Origin of the sequence: Ralstonia chuxiongensis, from assembly GCF_024158925.1 — a bacterium.
Classification (GTDB): Bacteria; Pseudomonadota; Gammaproteobacteria; order Burkholderiales; family Burkholderiaceae; genus Ralstonia; species Ralstonia chuxiongensis.
Genome location: NZ_JAMYWC010000007.1, coordinates 135,739 through 151,147, shown reverse-complemented (window position 1 = coordinate 151,147; position 15,409 = coordinate 135,739). Strand labels below are relative to the sequence as shown.

General features: G+C 64.3%; 17 protein-coding genes. 11 read left to right on the top strand and 6 right to left on the bottom strand.

Annotation, left to right across the window (positions count from 1 at the left end; all coding sequences use genetic code 11):
- The first annotated feature begins 164 nt into the window (after window positions 1-164).
- The gene (locus tag NKG59_RS21960) at window positions 165-521 is read left to right on the top strand and encodes an ArsR/SmtB family transcription factor (RefSeq protein ID WP_045203454.1); all 357 of its coding nucleotides are present in this window, start codon (window positions 165-167) and stop codon (window positions 519-521) included.
- Window positions 505-1,464 carry an SRPBCC family protein gene (locus tag NKG59_RS21955; protein ID WP_253541380.1) on the top strand — a complete coding sequence of 320 codons (960 nt, stop codon included), beginning with the start codon at window positions 505-507 and terminating at the stop codon, window positions 1,462-1,464. The genes NKG59_RS21960 and NKG59_RS21955 overlap by 17 nt, the downstream gene beginning before the upstream one ends.
- Here the strand turns inward: NKG59_RS21955 and NKG59_RS26445 are convergent.
- Both NKG59_RS26445 and NKG59_RS21950 read right to left on the bottom strand, forming a co-directional pair.
- Window positions 1,454-1,579 carry a hypothetical protein gene (locus tag NKG59_RS26445; protein WP_275426890.1) on the bottom strand — a complete coding sequence of 42 codons (126 nt, stop codon included), beginning with the start codon at window positions 1,577-1,579 and terminating at the stop codon, window positions 1,454-1,456. The genes NKG59_RS21955 and NKG59_RS26445 overlap by 11 nt on opposite strands.
- Window positions 1,576-1,959: a tautomerase family protein gene (locus NKG59_RS21950; RefSeq protein WP_253541377.1), complete on the bottom strand. Its 384-nt coding sequence runs from the start codon at window positions 1,957-1,959 to the stop codon at window positions 1,576-1,578. Before NKG59_RS21950 ends, NKG59_RS26445 begins: the two co-directional genes overlap by 4 nt.
- Before the next feature lie 103 nt (window positions 1,960-2,062).
- Between NKG59_RS21950 and NKG59_RS21945 the strand changes: the two genes are divergently transcribed.
- The 3 genes from NKG59_RS21945 (at window position 2,063) to NKG59_RS21935 (ending at window position 4,938) form a co-directional block, all read left to right on the top strand.
- The gene (locus tag NKG59_RS21945) at window positions 2,063-2,917 is read left to right on the top strand and encodes a LysR family transcriptional regulator (protein WP_253541373.1); all 855 of its coding nucleotides are present in this window, start codon (window positions 2,063-2,065) and stop codon (window positions 2,915-2,917) included.
- A gap of 66 nt (window positions 2,918-2,983) precedes the next feature.
- Complete coding sequence (locus NKG59_RS21940; RefSeq protein ID WP_253541369.1) at window positions 2,984-3,823, top strand: AraC family transcriptional regulator; 840 nt, start codon at window positions 2,984-2,986, stop codon at window positions 3,821-3,823.
- A gap of 2 nt (window positions 3,824-3,825) precedes the next feature.
- Window positions 3,826-4,938, top strand: a complete 1,113-nt coding sequence (locus tag NKG59_RS21935; protein ID WP_253541366.1) for an alpha/beta hydrolase family protein — start codon at window positions 3,826-3,828, stop codon at window positions 4,936-4,938.
- A 28-nt stretch (window positions 4,939-4,966) separates the two neighbouring features.
- Here the strand turns inward: NKG59_RS21935 and NKG59_RS21930 are convergent, their stop codons facing one another.
- Together NKG59_RS21930 and NKG59_RS21925 are read right to left on the bottom strand one after the other, a co-directional pair.
- The gene (locus tag NKG59_RS21930) at window positions 4,967-6,088 is read right to left on the bottom strand and encodes a beta-ketoacyl-ACP synthase III (protein ID WP_253541364.1); all 1,122 of its coding nucleotides are present in this window, start codon (window positions 6,086-6,088) and stop codon (window positions 4,967-4,969) included.
- A 230-nt stretch (window positions 6,089-6,318) separates the two neighbouring features.
- Entirely contained in the window at window positions 6,319-7,542 is a 1,224-nt protein-coding gene (locus NKG59_RS21925; protein ID WP_253541362.1) for a M20/M25/M40 family metallo-hydrolase, read from the bottom strand.
- Between the two features lie 256 nt (window positions 7,543-7,798).
- Here NKG59_RS21925 and NKG59_RS21920 point away from each other — a divergent pair, with 256 nt between their 5' ends.
- The 4 genes from NKG59_RS21920 (at window position 7,799) to NKG59_RS21905 (ending at window position 10,603) form a co-directional block, all read left to right on the top strand.
- Complete coding sequence (locus tag NKG59_RS21920; protein ID WP_253541360.1) at window positions 7,799-8,473, top strand: histidine phosphatase family protein; 675 nt, start codon at window positions 7,799-7,801, stop codon at window positions 8,471-8,473.
- A gap of 47 nt (window positions 8,474-8,520) precedes the next feature.
- On the top strand, window positions 8,521-9,285 hold the full coding sequence (locus tag NKG59_RS21915) for an SDR family oxidoreductase (RefSeq protein WP_252693772.1): 765 nt from the start codon (window positions 8,521-8,523) through the stop codon (window positions 9,283-9,285).
- Window positions 9,286-9,314: 29 nt separating this feature from the next.
- Window positions 9,315-10,229 carry an MBL fold metallo-hydrolase gene (locus NKG59_RS21910; RefSeq protein ID WP_253541358.1) on the top strand — a complete coding sequence of 305 codons (915 nt, stop codon included), beginning with the start codon at window positions 9,315-9,317 and terminating at the stop codon, window positions 10,227-10,229.
- 101 nt (window positions 10,230-10,330) lie between these two features.
- Window positions 10,331-10,603 (top strand): CppA family protein, encoded by a 273-nt coding sequence (locus NKG59_RS21905; RefSeq protein WP_045203465.1) that lies wholly within the window; start codon window positions 10,331-10,333, stop codon window positions 10,601-10,603.
- Window positions 10,604-10,614: 11 nt separating this feature from the next.
- On the opposite strand, the gene NKG59_RS21900 is transcribed toward NKG59_RS21905, so the two are convergent.
- Window positions 10,615-11,481, bottom strand: coding sequence for a LysR family transcriptional regulator (locus tag NKG59_RS21900; RefSeq protein WP_253541357.1), 867 nt, complete (start codon window positions 11,479-11,481; stop codon window positions 10,615-10,617).
- Between the two features lie 101 nt (window positions 11,482-11,582).
- Between NKG59_RS21900 and NKG59_RS21895 the strand changes: the two genes are divergently transcribed.
- Both NKG59_RS21895 and NKG59_RS21890 read left to right on the top strand, forming a co-directional pair.
- Window positions 11,583-12,209: a LysE family translocator gene (locus NKG59_RS21895; protein ID WP_253541355.1), complete on the top strand. Its 627-nt coding sequence runs from the start codon at window positions 11,583-11,585 to the stop codon at window positions 12,207-12,209.
- A 180-nt stretch (window positions 12,210-12,389) separates the two neighbouring features.
- Entirely contained in the window at window positions 12,390-13,445 is a 1,056-nt protein-coding gene (locus tag NKG59_RS21890; RefSeq protein ID WP_253541353.1) for a hypothetical protein, read from the top strand.
- A 74-nt stretch (window positions 13,446-13,519) separates the two neighbouring features.
- On the opposite strand, the gene NKG59_RS21885 is transcribed toward NKG59_RS21890, so the two are convergent.
- A complete protein-coding gene (locus NKG59_RS21885) occupies window positions 13,520-14,761 on the bottom strand; it encodes an MFS transporter (RefSeq protein WP_253541351.1) in 1,242 nt (413 codons plus the stop codon).
- Window positions 14,762-15,409 lie beyond the last annotated feature (648 nt).

The following is a 15,409-nucleotide window of genomic DNA, read 5'->3' as shown; positions in this document are numbered from 1 at the left end:
AGCGGGTAGCCGTCGGTGGCGGGAATGGTGTGCGGTGTGCTGTCCATGACGTCGATTTAGTTCGCATACGAAGTGTTTTACTTTGTATGCGAACTAAATCGACGTGTCAACGACGGAAAGATAAAGTACTTGCTTAACTATTCGGAGTCGCTATAGTTAACCACATGCTTAACCATGACACCTCCCTCGATCTCGCCTTCCAGGCGCTGGCAGACGGCAACCGGCGCGCGATGCTGGTGCAGCTTGTGCGCGGGCCTGCGTCTGTGAGTGAACTCGCCCAACCCCTGGATATCTCGTTGCCTGCCGTGATGCAGCACCTCTCGGTGCTGGAGAACTCCGGTCTCGTGCGATCGGAAAAGGTGGGCCGCGTGCGTACTTGCCGTATCGAACCCGAGGCGCTGAGCCTCGCAGAGCAGTGGATCAACCAACGGCGCCTGGAGTGGGAGCAACACTTCGACCGACTCGGCGCCTATCTGGACACCCTCAAAACCCAAGGAGACGTACATGACGACGACCATTGACAGCCCCGCCGGCACGACCCTGCGCCCCCTCGTGATCTCGCGCACCTTCCCCGTATCCCGCGACTGGGTCTTCAAGGCCTGGAGCACTGCTGACCACATCAAGCGCTGGTTCTGCCCGACGCACTACACGGTGCCCGACGCGACGGTGGAGTTTCGCGTGGGCGGCAAGTTCGACGTTTGCATGCGCTCGCCCGAGGGGCAAGACCACTGGTCGCGCGGTCACTTTCTTGAGATCGTGCCCAATGCGCGCCTGGTGATCGACATGAACGTCGTTGACGGCGACAACCGCCCGCTGATGAACGCCCACACCGTCGTCACCTTTGCCGAGGAATGCGGTGGCACACGCATGGAAGTCACGCAAACCCACACGCCGCTCGCCCCGATTGCCGAGATGATGATCAAGGGCGCGGCCGAAGGCTGGAAGCAGACGCTGGACAAGCTGGAGCGCGAAGCCGCAAGCGTGCCGGTGGCCGATGGCATCCAGCGCTCGGTGGTGCATGCCACCTTCACGGTGGAGCGCACGTACGACGCGCCGCGCTCGCGCGTGTTCAAGGCGCTGACCGATCCGGCCGCCAAGGCCAAGTGGTTTGCCGGCGGCAACGGCTACACGCTGCTCGTGCGTGAGATGGACGCCACGCCCGGCGGCCGCGAAGTCGTCAAGGGCCGGTGGGACAGCGGTGTCGTGTCCAGTTTTGAAGCGCTGTATCACGACGTCATCCCCAACGAGCGCGTCGTCTATTCGTACGTGATGCACCTCGACGACCGCAAGATCTCCGCCTCGCTCGCCACCCTGGAATTGCGTGAGCCGAAGGACGGTTCGGGCGGCACGCACCTCGTGATGACCGAGCAAGGCGCCTTCCTGGATGGCTACGACGATTCCGGATCGCGTGAGCGCGGCACGCAGCTCCTGCTCGACATGCTCGGCAATTCGCTCAAGGACTGAGCCTCTGCAATACGTCGCGCGTGACGGCCGCCAACGTGACCGCCGCGCCGACGATCAACACTGCCGCCCACAACACGCCGCCCAGGTGCGCCAGAAGCGCCTGGCGCGGCGTCATTGCGCGTACTGCGCGAGTCCGTTGCCGAACGACCAGTTCTCGGGCAGCACCTCCACCAGATTGATGAACACATCTTCGGGCCGCACGCCGGGCTTGTCGCCCAAAAGCTCGACGATGCGGCGATAGAGCGCCTGCTTTTGTTCCAGATTGCGCGTGTTGTTGGCGGTGATCTGGATGATCACAACGTCGTCGCTGCGCGCAATGCCAAAGTAAGTCGGACTGACGCTGAAGGTGCTCGCGTCGTGCTCGGTGAGCGTCATGAAGCGATCGTCTTCCGGCACGTTGAACGTCTCGCGCATGGCGCGATAGACATCATCGAAAATGGCCTGGTGATAAGCAGCAGGCTTGCCGCGCCGCAGCGACACTTGAACGAGAGGCATGGTGAGCTCCGTGGTTTGCAGTGACCACAGCATGCCCCACGTTGATCATTGAAAAAATACATCCTAAGATATTTCAATCATTCGATTTCAAAATGATTGAACCATGAAGATGCTGGATCTGGAGGCCGTCCAGGCGTTCGTGCTGACCGCCGATCTGAAGAGCTTCACGCGCGCGGCGGAGGCCATGGACTCCACGCAATCCGCCGTGAGCCTGAAGATCAAACGGCTGGAAGATGCGCTCGGCCGCCGGCTTCTGGAACGCACGCCGCGCCTCGTGCGGCTGTCGCAGGATGGCGCCGCCTTTCTGACAGCGGCGCGCGAGCTGGTGGCCGCGCACGAGGGCGCGCTCGGCGCGTTTGGCATGGAACGGCGGCGGCTGTCGGTCGGGATCAGCCATCACATTGTCGGGGCCGAGCTGCCACGCCTGCTGCGCCAGATGGGCCTGGCCGAACCCGCGTTGACGCTGGAGATCCGCATCGCCAGTTCGTGGGAGATCCTGGAGATTTTCGAGAGCGGCGCGTTGGATGCGGCCATCGTGCTACGCCACGACAACCGCCGCACCGACGGCGAAGTCCTCATGGAAGAACCGTTCGGCTGGATGGCCGCGCCCGACTTCGAACACCGCGCCGGCGAGCCCATCCGCCTGGCGAATCAAGCTGACACATGCCGCATACGGCAGATGGCAGTCGCCACGCTGGAAGGTGCGGGCATTGCCTGGCAAGAGGTGTTTGTGGGCGGCGGCGTGGCCACCATCGGGGCAGCCGTGGCAGCGGGCCTGGCCGTGGCGGCGCTCAGCCGCCGCGTGGCCCCACCCGGCACGGTGGACATGGGCGAAGCGCTCGGCCTGCCCCCGCTCCCACCGCGCAGCGTGGTGCTGCATTCCCGCTTGACCGATCCTGTGGCGAAGAAGGCGCTGCGCACGTTCGCATCCGCCCTGCGGGCATCGGCCGGGCGGTAGCCCTACGCGCAGATTTGCGCAATCGCTGCACCGCACGGCGCCTGCGCGGCGACTATGCTTTGCCCCATGAAACCGCGCACTGAACACGACTACCACCGCCGCATCGCCCGCGTGATCGAAGCGATCCTGGCCGACCCGGCCGCACCACATACGGTGCAGAGCCTGGCTGCGGTGGCGCACTTGTCGCCATTTCACTTTCATCGCATCTACCGGGCGCTTACCGGCGAAGGCGTGTTCGAGACCGTGCAGCGCATGCGGCTGGCGCAGGCCGCGCATCGTTTGAGCGGCGCAGAAAATTCCGTCACCGATATCGCCCTGAATGTCGGCTATGGCAGCCCGCAGGCATTCGCCCGTGCCTTTCGCGAATTCACCGGCGTAAGCCCGCGCGCGTTTCAGAGCCGGCAGCAGGCGCTGAATGTGCGCAGCACAGATACGGCGGATCTGCCGCCCATCGAGCTGATCGAACAGCCGCCTCTGCACGCACTCTGCCTGCGCCACGACGGTCCCGTCGCAACCATCCGCCAGACGTTCGTCATGCTGCGGCAACTGCTCGGCATCGATATGGAATCTGTGGATGCGCCCGATCGCATTGGCGTCTGCTATGGCGACCCAGAAACGCCCGGCTCGTTCGAATACTTCGCAGGTGTCATCCTCGATGCGCCGCGCGCCATGACCGGCCGCTTGCTGCCGATGCGCATCGAAGGCGGTCTCTACGCTTGCCACCGGCTGATCGGCCCTTACGCGCTGATCGCGCCCACCATGCAGGCGCTCTACGGCGGCTGCCTCCCGAGCTACGGCTTCGAACCGGACGACCGGCCAGCGCTTGAGTTGTATCGCAGCCCAGGGCGGCACCACCCGCCGCGCGCCTGCGTCACCGACCTGATGATCCCCATCCGCAAGGAGTAAAGATGCTGCATCGTTGCCTTGCCGCCGCGCTGGCGGCCTTTGTCATGGGCGCCGCGTATGCCGGTGCCGCAGACGAGCCCGCTACGCCTTATCACGTGGGCGAAACCACACGCGCGTTCCACCCGCAGGCTGAGCGCCATTGGCGCGGGGCACGCACGCAGGCGCTCATCACCAACGTCTGGTATCCGGTAGAGATTTCCGTGCCGGAGGTTTCGCACAACATCGATGCGCCGGGTCGGTCGCCCTTCCGCATGCAGCCATCGGCGGACGAAGCGCCGGTCGCGTCAACGCATGCGCAATATCCGCTGCTGCTGCTTTCGCACGGCACGGGCGGCACGGCAGCAAGCCTCGATTGGATGGCCGCAGCGCTGGCAGCGAACGGCTACATCGTCGCGGGCGTGAACCACCCGGGCAACACGGCGCTGGAACCGCTCACGCACGACGGCTTCATGCTGTGGTGGGAGCGCGCCACCGATGTGAGTGAAGTGTTGGATGGCGTTCTCGCCGATCCGGTATTGGGCGCGCATGTCGACCGCACGCGCATCGGCGCAGTCGGCTTTTCGTTGGGCGGGTATACCGTGCTGGAGCTGGGCGGCGCGCGCACCGATGTTCCGGCTTTCATGGCGTTCTGCGGCTCGCCGCAGGCCGATGCGATCTGCCACCCGCCGGAGATGGCCCGCGCGCAGGTCAACCCCACAGCTGACACAACGAGGACACCGCAAACGGAAGCATCGCTCGCCCGCTCCGGTGCGTCCTACCGCGATGCACGCATCAAGGCTGTCTTTGCAATGGCGCCTGCCCTCGGCATGGCGATGGATGCCACGTCGCTCGGCAACATCACCATCCCGGTTTCGCTGATGGCCGGAGAGGCGGATACCACCGTGCCAATCGACACCAACGTGCGCCGTGTCGCCAAGCTGTTGCCCAAGGCGGATCTGCTGCTGGTGCCGGGCGCGTCGCATTACACGTTCATGGATACCTGCCTGCCCGGCGGTGCGGCCCATGTGCCGCTGCTGTGCAAGGACAACCCCGGCGTGGATCGTGACGCGGTGCATGCCCAGGCCGTGCGCCGGGCGCTGGACTTTTTCGGGGCGACGCTACCCGGTCAAACCTGAGCGTCGCCCGCCAGTCGACGTCGATCGATTACTGCTTCTGCACCGCAACGCTGCCGATCGAATAGCCCGCGCCAAACGAGCAGATCATGCCCAGGTCGCCGGACTTGAGGTCGGCACGATGACGGTGGAACGCAATGATGGAACCCGCCGATGCGGTGTTCGCAAACTCATCCAGAATGACCGGCGCCTCATCCGCAGACGCATCGTGCCCAAGCAGGCGCCTGCCGATCAGCTGGTTCATCGCCAGGTTGGCCTGATGCAGCCAGAAGCGGCGCACGTCAGCCGGGGCATGGCCCAGTTGCTGCAGATGGCCGGCAATGTGTTCAGCGGCCATCGGGCAGACTTCCTTGAAGACCTTGCGGCCTTCCTGGCGGAAAAGCTGATCGCGGTCGTCCGGGTTGCGGTCTTCGCTGCGCGAGAGGTAGCCGGCGTTGTTGCGGATGTTGTTGGAAAAGCTCGTCGCGCACTTGGTGCCGAGCACGCGCCAGGCGTCGGTGGAGCGCGTATCTTCTGCGCGCTCGACCAGCACGGCCGTGCACACGTCACCGAAGATGAAGTGGCAGTCGCGGTCTTTCCAATCGAGGTGGCCGGAGGTAATTTCCGGGCTCACCACCAACGCGGCGCGCGCCGTGCCGCTGCGCACGGCATTGATGGCCTGTTCCAGCCCGAAGGTGGCCGACGAACACGCGACGTTCATGTCGAACGCGTAGCCGCCCGCGCCAATGCCGTTCTGAATCTCTACGCCCAGTGCTGGATACGGACGCTGGAAGTTGGACGTCGCGCACAGCAGCATGTCGACGTCGGCGGCATCACGGCCGGCCGCAGCCAATGCATCGCGCGCGGCCGCCACGCCAATTTCGGCTTGCAGCGACAGCGCCTCATCGGGACGCCGCATCAGATGCGGGCGCATGCGCGTCGGATCCAGCACGCCGGCCTTGTCGATCACGTAGCGCTGGCGAATACCCGAAGCCTTCTCGATGAACTCCGCCGACGACTCCGCCAGCGCCGTCAGCTCGCCCGCGGCAATCGCTGCGGCGTGCTGCGCGTTGTAGAGCTGCGCGTAAGCGTTGTAGGAGGCGACCAGCTCCTCGTTGGTGATGACCTCGGGCGCGACCCACAGGCCCGTGCCGCTGATGACGACGTCGTGCATACCCGGAATTTGTTAATTTTTCGTGGCGGCGACGATAGCACATCGGCCGGGCAACGCGGGGCGCGGGATGTGGTCGTTTACGTCTAGTTTGGCCTTGCGCTGCCGAGCGCACATGCCCAGACGCCGCCCCAACTTCGCGCCCCAGCACTGGCACTGCCAGCAAAACAAAACGGGTGACAGCACTGCTCTGTCACCCGCCCTTTGTTGCGCACCGTGGGCGCGGAGCCTACTTAATGGCTCGCAGCAAGCTCCATGAGCATGCGCGACAGCAGATAGAGACGCGGCACGACGCTCTCCACCTCTGCGTATTCCTCCGGCGTGTGAATGCCGCCGCCAACGATGCCGAAGCCATCAAGCGTGGGCGTGCCGACACCGGCCGACAGGCTCGAATCGGCCGCGCCGCCGCTGCCTTCGAGCGTCAGCTTGCGCCCGATCTCGCCGTAGATGGCTTGCGCCTTGGCGGCAAGCTGGTCCGACGCAGCATTGCGCGGCATCGGGGGGAAGCCTCGCACCAGAGACGTCTTCACTTCCGTATCGGGGATCAGGTTGTTGGCCGACACGTGCGTCATGTCGCGTTCCACGCGGTCGAATTCCTCCGGCACAGCCACGCGCACGTCTGCATAGGCCGTTGCATGGTCGGGAATGACGTTGGTTGCGTCGCCCGCCTTGAGCACGGTCACGTTGAAGGTCGTCTGCTTGGCACTATCGCCCAACTTGCCGAGCTGCAACACCTGGTGCGCCAATTCGTTGGCGGCGTTGCGACCCGACTCCGGTGCCACACCGGCGTGCGCGGCCTTGCCTTTGATGTCGATCTCGGCCGTGCCGCTGCCCTTGCGCCACACGACCAGCCCATCGGCGGGTCGGCCAGGCTCCAGGTTGAGCGTCACGTCATGCTGCTTGGCCTCGCGCTCGATCAACGCGCGCGTGCCCTTTGAGCCGGTTTCCTCGTTCGTGTTGAGCAGCAGCGTGACTTGCCCGTACTGCTTGAAGTCGAGCTGCTGAAGAATCTTCATCGCGTACAAACCCGCCACCACGCCGCCCTTGTCGTCCATCACGCCGGGGCCGTAGGCGCGCTTGTCCTTGATGGTGAACGGCTTGGCGCGGGCCGTGCCGTCTTTGAAGACTGTGTCCATGTGGGCCATCAGCAGAATGCGCTTCTTTCCAGTGCCCTTCCAGGTGGCGAGGATGTTGTTGCCGACTGCCGGCGCGGCGGACACCGTTTCCACTTGGGCGCCGGCCTTGCGCAGTTCATCGGTGACGATGCTGCCCATTTGGCTGAGCCCTGCTTCGTTGCCCGTTCCCGAATCGATGTTCACCAGGCGCTCAAGCAGGTGCAGTGCGTCGCCACGGTAACCCTCTGCGGCGGACAGCACCTTGGGATTGGCATCGGCAGCGCAGGACAGCCCTGAGGCACACAGCAGCAGCGCAGCAACGGCAAGGCGGGATGGTTTCATACGGGACCTTTGTAGCGGAGTGGCAAAACGGCCATTACACACAAGATCGGTGCTTGCGGGGGCGGCCATGTTGCGCGAGGCGCACGCGTGTCACCCGCAGCTTGCTCTGGCAGACAAGTCATGCAGTGGCGGCGAGAGGCGTGATCAAGCACCGGCCAAACTATTCATTGCATGCATTACCGGTCATTCAAAGAATAAATTTCACAAATAATGCACGCCCCGCTAATCTGATCCCCTTTGATTTGGCGAGCAGACGATGGCGGAGCTTTATCTCGTACGGCACGGACAGGCCTCGTTTGGCGCGGCAGATTACGACCGGCTCTCCGAACGCGGCGAGCAGCAGAGCGTCTGGCTTGGTGAATATTTCGCGCGACATGACATCGTTTTCGATCGCGTCATCTGCGGCACATTGCGCCGCCATGAGCAGACCGTCGACGGCATCCTGCGCGGGATGGGCATTTCGGGCGCAGCGTATGAGCAGCACGCCGGGCTGAACGAATACGACTTCCAGGGGCTCTTTGCCGCGCTCGGCGAAGATTTCCCGGAGCTGACGCAACTGGCCTCGGGCTCGATGCGCGATCACTACCGGGCGCTCAAGCAGGTGCTGCATCTGTGGTCGGACGACAAGATTCGCGGCCCGCTGCCCGAGACCTGGGCCGCCTTCCAGCAACGCGTGGCCGATGCGCGCGCGGCCATCCAGGCCGGCGGCGGGCAGCGTGTGCTTGCGATCAGTTCCGGAGGCCCAATTGCGGTGACCGCGCAACAGGTGCTGGCCGCACCGCCCACAAGCGCAATTGCGCTGAACCTGCAGATCCGCAACAGCAGCGTCTCGCAGTATTTCTTCAACGCCGAATCGTTCCAGTTGGCCACTTTCAACGGCGTCCCGCATCTGGACGACCCGGCGCGACGCGCTTTCCAGACATACGGCTGATCGCCCAGGCGGACGCCCAAAACACATAACCATTGGAGGAGCACAACATGAGCACGAACCTGTTCGACCTGACCGGAAAGATCGCCCTGGTCACCGGCGCCAGCCGCGGTATTGGCGAAGAGATTGCCAAGCTGCTTGCAGAACAAGGCGCGCACGTGATCGTGTCGAGCCGCAAACTAGCCGACTGCGAAGCCGTGGCAGAACGCATCCGCGAAGCCGGCGGCAAAGCAGAAGCCCTCGCCTGCCACGTTGGCCGCATGGAAGACATTGCGGCGGCGTTCGACACCATCCGCCGCACGCACGGCCGGCTCGACATTCTCATCAACAACGCGGCGGCCAACCCGCACTTCGGCCACATCCTCGACACGGATCTGGCGGCCTACGAGAAGACTGTTGAGGTGAATATCCGCGGCTACTTCTTCATGTCGGTCGAAGCCGGCAAGATGATGAAGGCGCAGGGCGGCGGCGCGATCGTCAATACCGCGTCGGTCAATGCACTGCACCCGGGCGACAAACAGGGCATCTACTCCATCACCAAGGCCGCCGTCGCGCATATGACGCGCGCCTTCGCCAAGGAATGCGGGCCGTTCGGCATTCGCGTCAATGCGCTGCTGCCGGGCCTGACCAAGACCAAGTTCGCAGGCGCCCTGTTTGAAGACAAGGCCACATACGACCGCTGGATCAGCGAGATCCCGATGCGCCGCCACGCCGAGCCGCGCGAGATGGCCGGCACGGTGCTTTACCTCGTGTCGGATGCGGCGAGCTACACCAATGGCGAGTGCATCGTCGTCGATGGCGGCATGACGGTCTGACACCGGCCCAGCCACGCGGAGCAAGCGAGATGGCGACCCTGCCCCATGCAACGACGGCGCGTGCCGACTTCGGCCGCGTGTCGGTGTTCTTCGGCGAGAAAAGTGGGAAATATCCCGACGGCAACCAGGTCCTCATCCGCGGCTCGGATACGCTGGCCGCGTTCGACACGCCGCTCGTCTCCAACCACATCGGCCCGGAGTTCGACGCGACCGAACTGGTGGTGATGGGGCACGTGCATGAAGACCACATGGCGGGCCTGCATCGGCTGCCCCGCGCGACGGTGTACGTGCATGAAGCCGATCTGGCCGCCGTCCAAAGCTGGGACGGCATGGTCGCCACATACGGCCTGGACGATACAACCGCCCAGGCCATGCTGGAGAAACTGCAGCGCGAGTTCTTTTATGCCCCCCGCCCTGATGCGCTGGGCTATGAAGACGGTGCGCGGTGGGACCTGGGCGATACGCACGTCCGCGCGTTTCACATGCCCGGCCATACCGCCGGCCACACGGTTCTGCTAGTCGAGCCCGAAGGCGTGGCGTCCATCGGCGATATCGACCTGACCGGCTTCGGCCCGTACTACGGCGACGCCTGCTCAAGCCTGCGTCATTTCCGCCGCAGTCTGGCGCGCCTGCCGGACATTCCCGCCAAGGTGTGGGTCACGTCGCACCATCGCGGCATCTACACCGACCGTGCGCACTTTCTGCGCGACCTGGCGGCCTATACGGCCAAGCTCGATGAACGTGAAGAGCGCCTGCTGGCCAGGCTGCGCGAATCCCCCAAGACACTGGCGCAATTGGTGGAGCAACGCCTGCTGTATCCGCTGGGCCACGAGGCATTGTGGGTCGTCAGCGCGGAAACCCGCACGATTTCCCAGCACTTGGCCGAACTGCAGGCCGATGGGCGGGTGCGGGTGGATGAACGGGGCGTCTATCGGATCAACTGAGCCGCCTGTCGCGGTGATGCGGCGCGCCCGCAACATCGTCCTTGAAATCTGTGGATACCTGTATATATTTACAGTAACTGTAAATTTATACAGCACTCGCCATGGACGACCTGATCCGCATCGAAAACGAGTACGACCGCCAGACGGTGCTCTGGCTGCGCGAGCGCCTGGGTGAACAGGCGCTGAACGAAGTCGTGTTGCGCATGGACGGCCGCGGGCGGCCATATGCGTCGGAAGTCTGCCGCACGCTGGGCCTGACGCCGCCGCCACGCAGGCGGGCGACACCGCGCGCGCGACCGCTCAACCGGGCCGTTGGCGAGGCATATCTGGCCGCTATTCGCGGCATCCTGGGCGGCGGGCACGCAGCGGCGTAAGCCGGCGTGCGCTAATCCGCAAGCGTGGCGGCCGTTTCTTCGCGCAACCAGGCGAGCCACGCGCCGGCCGCGCTGTCGGCAGCGATAGGCGCATCGGCCAGCAGGTAATAGCCTGAGCCGTCACGCCGGAACCCTTCGGGCGCAATCAGCCGCCCATCTTTCAGGTCATCACCGGCCATCAGCTTTGACGCGATGGCCGTGCCCTGCCCCGCCAGGGCCGCCTGCAAGCTCAGATAGAAATGTTCGTAGCGCGCCTCGGGCAACCGACCGCGCGGCCGTGCCGTGCTGCTGGCCCGCCACCACGCCTGCCATGCATCTGGGCGCGTGGCGGTATGCAGCAGCCGTCGGCGCGCGGCGATATCCGCTTGTGGGGCGTGCACCGGGCCGATCCATTCGTCGCAAATGGCCGCCGCATGCACGTGTGCGGGCCATGCAAAGTCATCGCGGCGCACTGCGACGTCCACTCCGGTGCGAGCGAAATCGATGGGACCACCCGCAGCAAACAGATGCACCTGGATGGCCGGATGCCGCGCTTGAAAGCGCGACAGCCGCGGGATCAGCCACCGCATCGCCAGCGTCGGCTCGCACGACACGACCAGCGCTGAAGACGTGGCCCGACGGGCAATCCGGTCGATGCTATCTGTGAGAATCGCGAACGCATCGGTGGCAGCCACATGCAACTGTTCGCCCGCTGGCGTCAGGAAGACCGCGCGGTTGCGCCGCTCAAACAAATCCACCCCTAACGATGATTCAAGCTGCCGTATCTGTCGGCTCACAGCGCCATGCGTCACGTGCAATTCCTGCGCCGCACGCACGAAGCTGCCATGCCGGGCGGCAGCTTCAAACACACGCAGGGTATTCAGCGGAGGCAGCGCCATCTGTCAGTTTTTCTCACCTAAAAACGGCATCATAAATCGATTTTCAGCGATGACGGACGCATCCAGAATCGGCGCATCCTCACTTTGCGATTGCGCCCGACATGACCGAACTCCTTGCTGTTGCCGTCATCACCATCCTGGCCGTCATCAGTCCGGGCGCGGACTTTGCCATGGTCACGCGCAACAGCCTGCTGCATGGGCGGCGCGCCGGCGTGCTCTGCGCGCTGGGCATTGCGCTGGGCGTGCAGGTGCACGTGTTCTACACGATGTTCGGCGTGGGGCTGCTGATTGCGCATGCGCCAGCGCTTCTGCAGGGCATCAAGCTGGTGGGTGCGGCGTACCTGGTGTGGATTGGCTGGAAAACGCTGTCGGCTAAGGCGTTGCCCAGCGGCGAGGCAACCGCCCACGGCACCGGCACCCCGACGCTATCGACCCTCGCCGCGCTGCGCATGGGCTTTCTAACCAATGCGCTCAATCCAAAAACGACGCTGTTCGTGGTCAGCACGTACACGCAGGTTGTTCACGCGGGCACACCGCTGGCCGCGCAGTTCGGCTATGGCGTGTTCATGTCGGCGGCGCACGCGGTGTGGTTTGCGTTGGTGGCGGCGGTGTTTGCGTCGGGTGCGTTGCGACGTTCGCTGCTGGCGCGGCAGCGCATCGTGGACCGCGTGATTGGCGTGATCCTGATCGGGTTGGGATTGGCGCTGGGGCTCGCGCGGCTTGCGTGATGTCACGCACGGCGGCCTGCCCATGCCTGCGCCCATGCCGTCTGTCCCAGGTCTTCTGCTGCATTAACAGGCGCCAGCCTGTTTGAGACAGTGCCCTCGCGCCCTGCCCATCGCCACGCAGCGATGAACGCCACCGCGCAAACCTGACTCGCAGCACAACCTCACACCTGGAGTGCAACCATGCAATGGAATCGCGCCTTCACTGACCTCATCCGCAACGGCCGCGCAGCTTACTGGGGCAACTGGACGCTCGCCCCCACCATCAGAACCGGCGCAGTCGGTTTTGTGTCGCCCGACACCGGCGACTTCACGCCCGTCAAGCCTGAAACGCCGGGCGTGGCCATCAGCACGCGCACCGTCCCAAACCAATGGAAGCTGTCGACCAACAACGTCCACCGCACCGAGACCAACGTCAAGCTCGATGGCTCGGCCACCGATCCGGAAAGCGGCACCAAGATCAACGCGGGCGTGGAAGTGAAATGGGAGTTCTCGTCGGTCGGGTCGATCGCCTCGGAATTCGGCATTGCCTCGGAGTCGTACATCAACGACCTGACGCAGCTCACGCGGCCCGAGACGATCAAGTGGCTGGCCGAGCAGGCGCAGTCCGTCAGCATGGGCTCAGGCGGCAACATCGCGCAGGGCTTCGGCGTGGTGACCAGCGTGATCCTGGCCAACAGCGGGCTGAACGTCGGCTCGCAAGACAACAACTCGTCGTTCTCGATCACGGGCTCGGCGGGTGCCGTGCATGACATGCTCGGCAGCGCGACAGGCAAGGGATCGTTCGTGTCGGTCAACCAGACCAAGAGCGTCGATCAGCACCTTTGGCCGTTCGAGCCGGGCAAGCAGGCGCCGGCGCCCATTCCGGTGGCCTACACGTTTGCGTCGTTCGACGGCAATCTGCTGATCCCCAACTGGATCACGCGCCTGGGCGGCTTCGAGATCTACTTCAACAACAAGCCGGGCTGCACCTACGTCACGCACATCAAGCTGCGCTACAACACACCGCAAGGCCCGCGCAGCGACGAGTTCTCGCTCAGCGGCGGCATCTCCAAGACGGTCGCGAACATCCCGCTCAACGCCACCGATATTCAGGTCGACGTGAAGTTCCAGGGCGTCGTGAACAGCGACAACTACGCGTTCCGCTGGCCCAGCCCGCTCGGCCAATGGCTGACCGGCCGGCGCGAGATCGAGATGACCGGCGTGTGGCCGGGCCCGACCCACGCCGTCGAGAAGTAACGCCAAAAGCAAAGCGGCGGAGCGCCCGGGAGGGGACGTCCGCCGCGTTGTATCTGCACGCGATGTGCGGCGCGTTATGCCGCCTGCTGGCGCTTGCGTTCGATATCCGGCAGGAACACCGTCAGCAGGCCGATAAGCGGCAGGAACGAGCAAAGGTGGTAGACGTTGTAGATGTCGGTTGCGTCAGCCAGCTTGCCGAGCACCGCGGCGCCAATGCCGCCCAGCCCGAACGCGAATCCGAAGAACAGGCCCGACACCATCCCGACCTTGCCGGGAATCAGTTCCTGCGCATACACGAGGATGGCCGAGAACGCCGAGGCCAGCACCAGCCCGATGATCACCGTCAGCACGGCGGTCCAGAACAGGTTGGCGTACGACAGCAATAGCGTGAACGGCGCCACGCCCAGGATCGACACCCAGATCACGACCTTGCGGCCCACGCGGTCACCAATCGGCCCGCCCACGATCGTGCCGACCGCCACCGAAAACAGGAAGAGGAACAGGAACAGTTGCGACGTCTGCGCCGACAGGTGGAACTTGGTGATCAGGAAAAACGTGTAATAGCTGTTCAGGCTCGCCAGATAGAAGTACTTGGAGAACAGCAGCACGACCAGCAGCGTCATCGCAAACGCCACCTGCTTGCCCGACAGCTTGACCGCGGCATGCGCCCGGCCGCCCGCCTTGCGGCCATGGCCTGCGGCACGTTCACGCTTGTACCAGCCGCCTACGTGATAGAGCACGAAGATGGCGATCAGCGCCGCGATCGAAAACCACGCCAGGCTGTGCTGCCCATACGGCATGATGATGATTGCCGCGAGCAACGGACCCATCGCGCTGCCCACATTGCCGCCCACCTGGAACAGCGACTGCGCCAGCCCATGACGGCCGCCCGACGCCATACGCGCCACGCGCGACGACTCCGGATGGAAGATCGACGAGCCCGTGCCCACCAGCGCCGCCGCCAGCAGCACCGTGCCAAAGTTGGGCGCCATCGACAGCAGCACCAGCCCCACCAGCGTGAAGCCCATGCCCACCGACAGCGAATACGGCTTCGGATGCTTGTCGGTATACAGCCCGACCATCGGCTGCAGCAGCGACGCCGTGATCTGGTACGTGAGCGTGATCAGCCCGATCTGCGAGAAATCGAGGTGGAAGTTGCCCTTGAGCAGCGGATAGATCGCCAGGATCAACGACTGCATCATGTCGTTGAGGAAGTGCGCGAAGCTGATGGCGCCGATCACGCCAAAGCCGGTCTTGTCGGCCTGCGCGGCGGGGGCTGCCGATGCAGCGGCCGTGCCGTTTGCGGTGGTTTGCATGATGGTTTGGGGTAACGAGGATGAGGCAAGAAAGCGCTCAATCTTGCGCCTAAACGGTGCAGGCGTGTTACCGCAAATTCGACAACGATTAACGCAAACCGGACAATTTACTGTCGGGGCAAAAGCGTCAGCCCGCGCGGCGCCATTTCCACCAAAACACCGACCATCTTCCCGCAAACCCTTGCCCAGCTTGCCCTGGCAGGCAGCTAACGTGTTAGCCATTTTCGCGCGCGGAGCTACTCCGTTCGGAGCATGGCCGCTCAGGAGACGCTTTCTATACTCGGCAGCATGGACTGCAGCACGACGCCAGAAGCAACCGCAAGGCGCCAGTGCCAACAGCCTGACGGACACGCTGCGTAAGCAATTTCACACACACAACGATCCGCAAACCGAACCGATGACCAGCATCGACGATGCCGCACATCGGCCAACATGGGAGGGGAGCCATGATGATCCTGCTAACGGGAACGCTATGCCGCGCGATGGGAGACCTTTTCTATCAGGCCCTGCTCGACGACCGGGTCGTCTGCTGCTTCGTCACGTCCGAAGCCGTGGATGTCACCGGCAACGCCACGCGCCCGCCGCCCGCTTCGTTCCCGTGTACCGACCCTCGGCTCGCTGACGTCTCTCGGTCAGCGAGTTATTGCG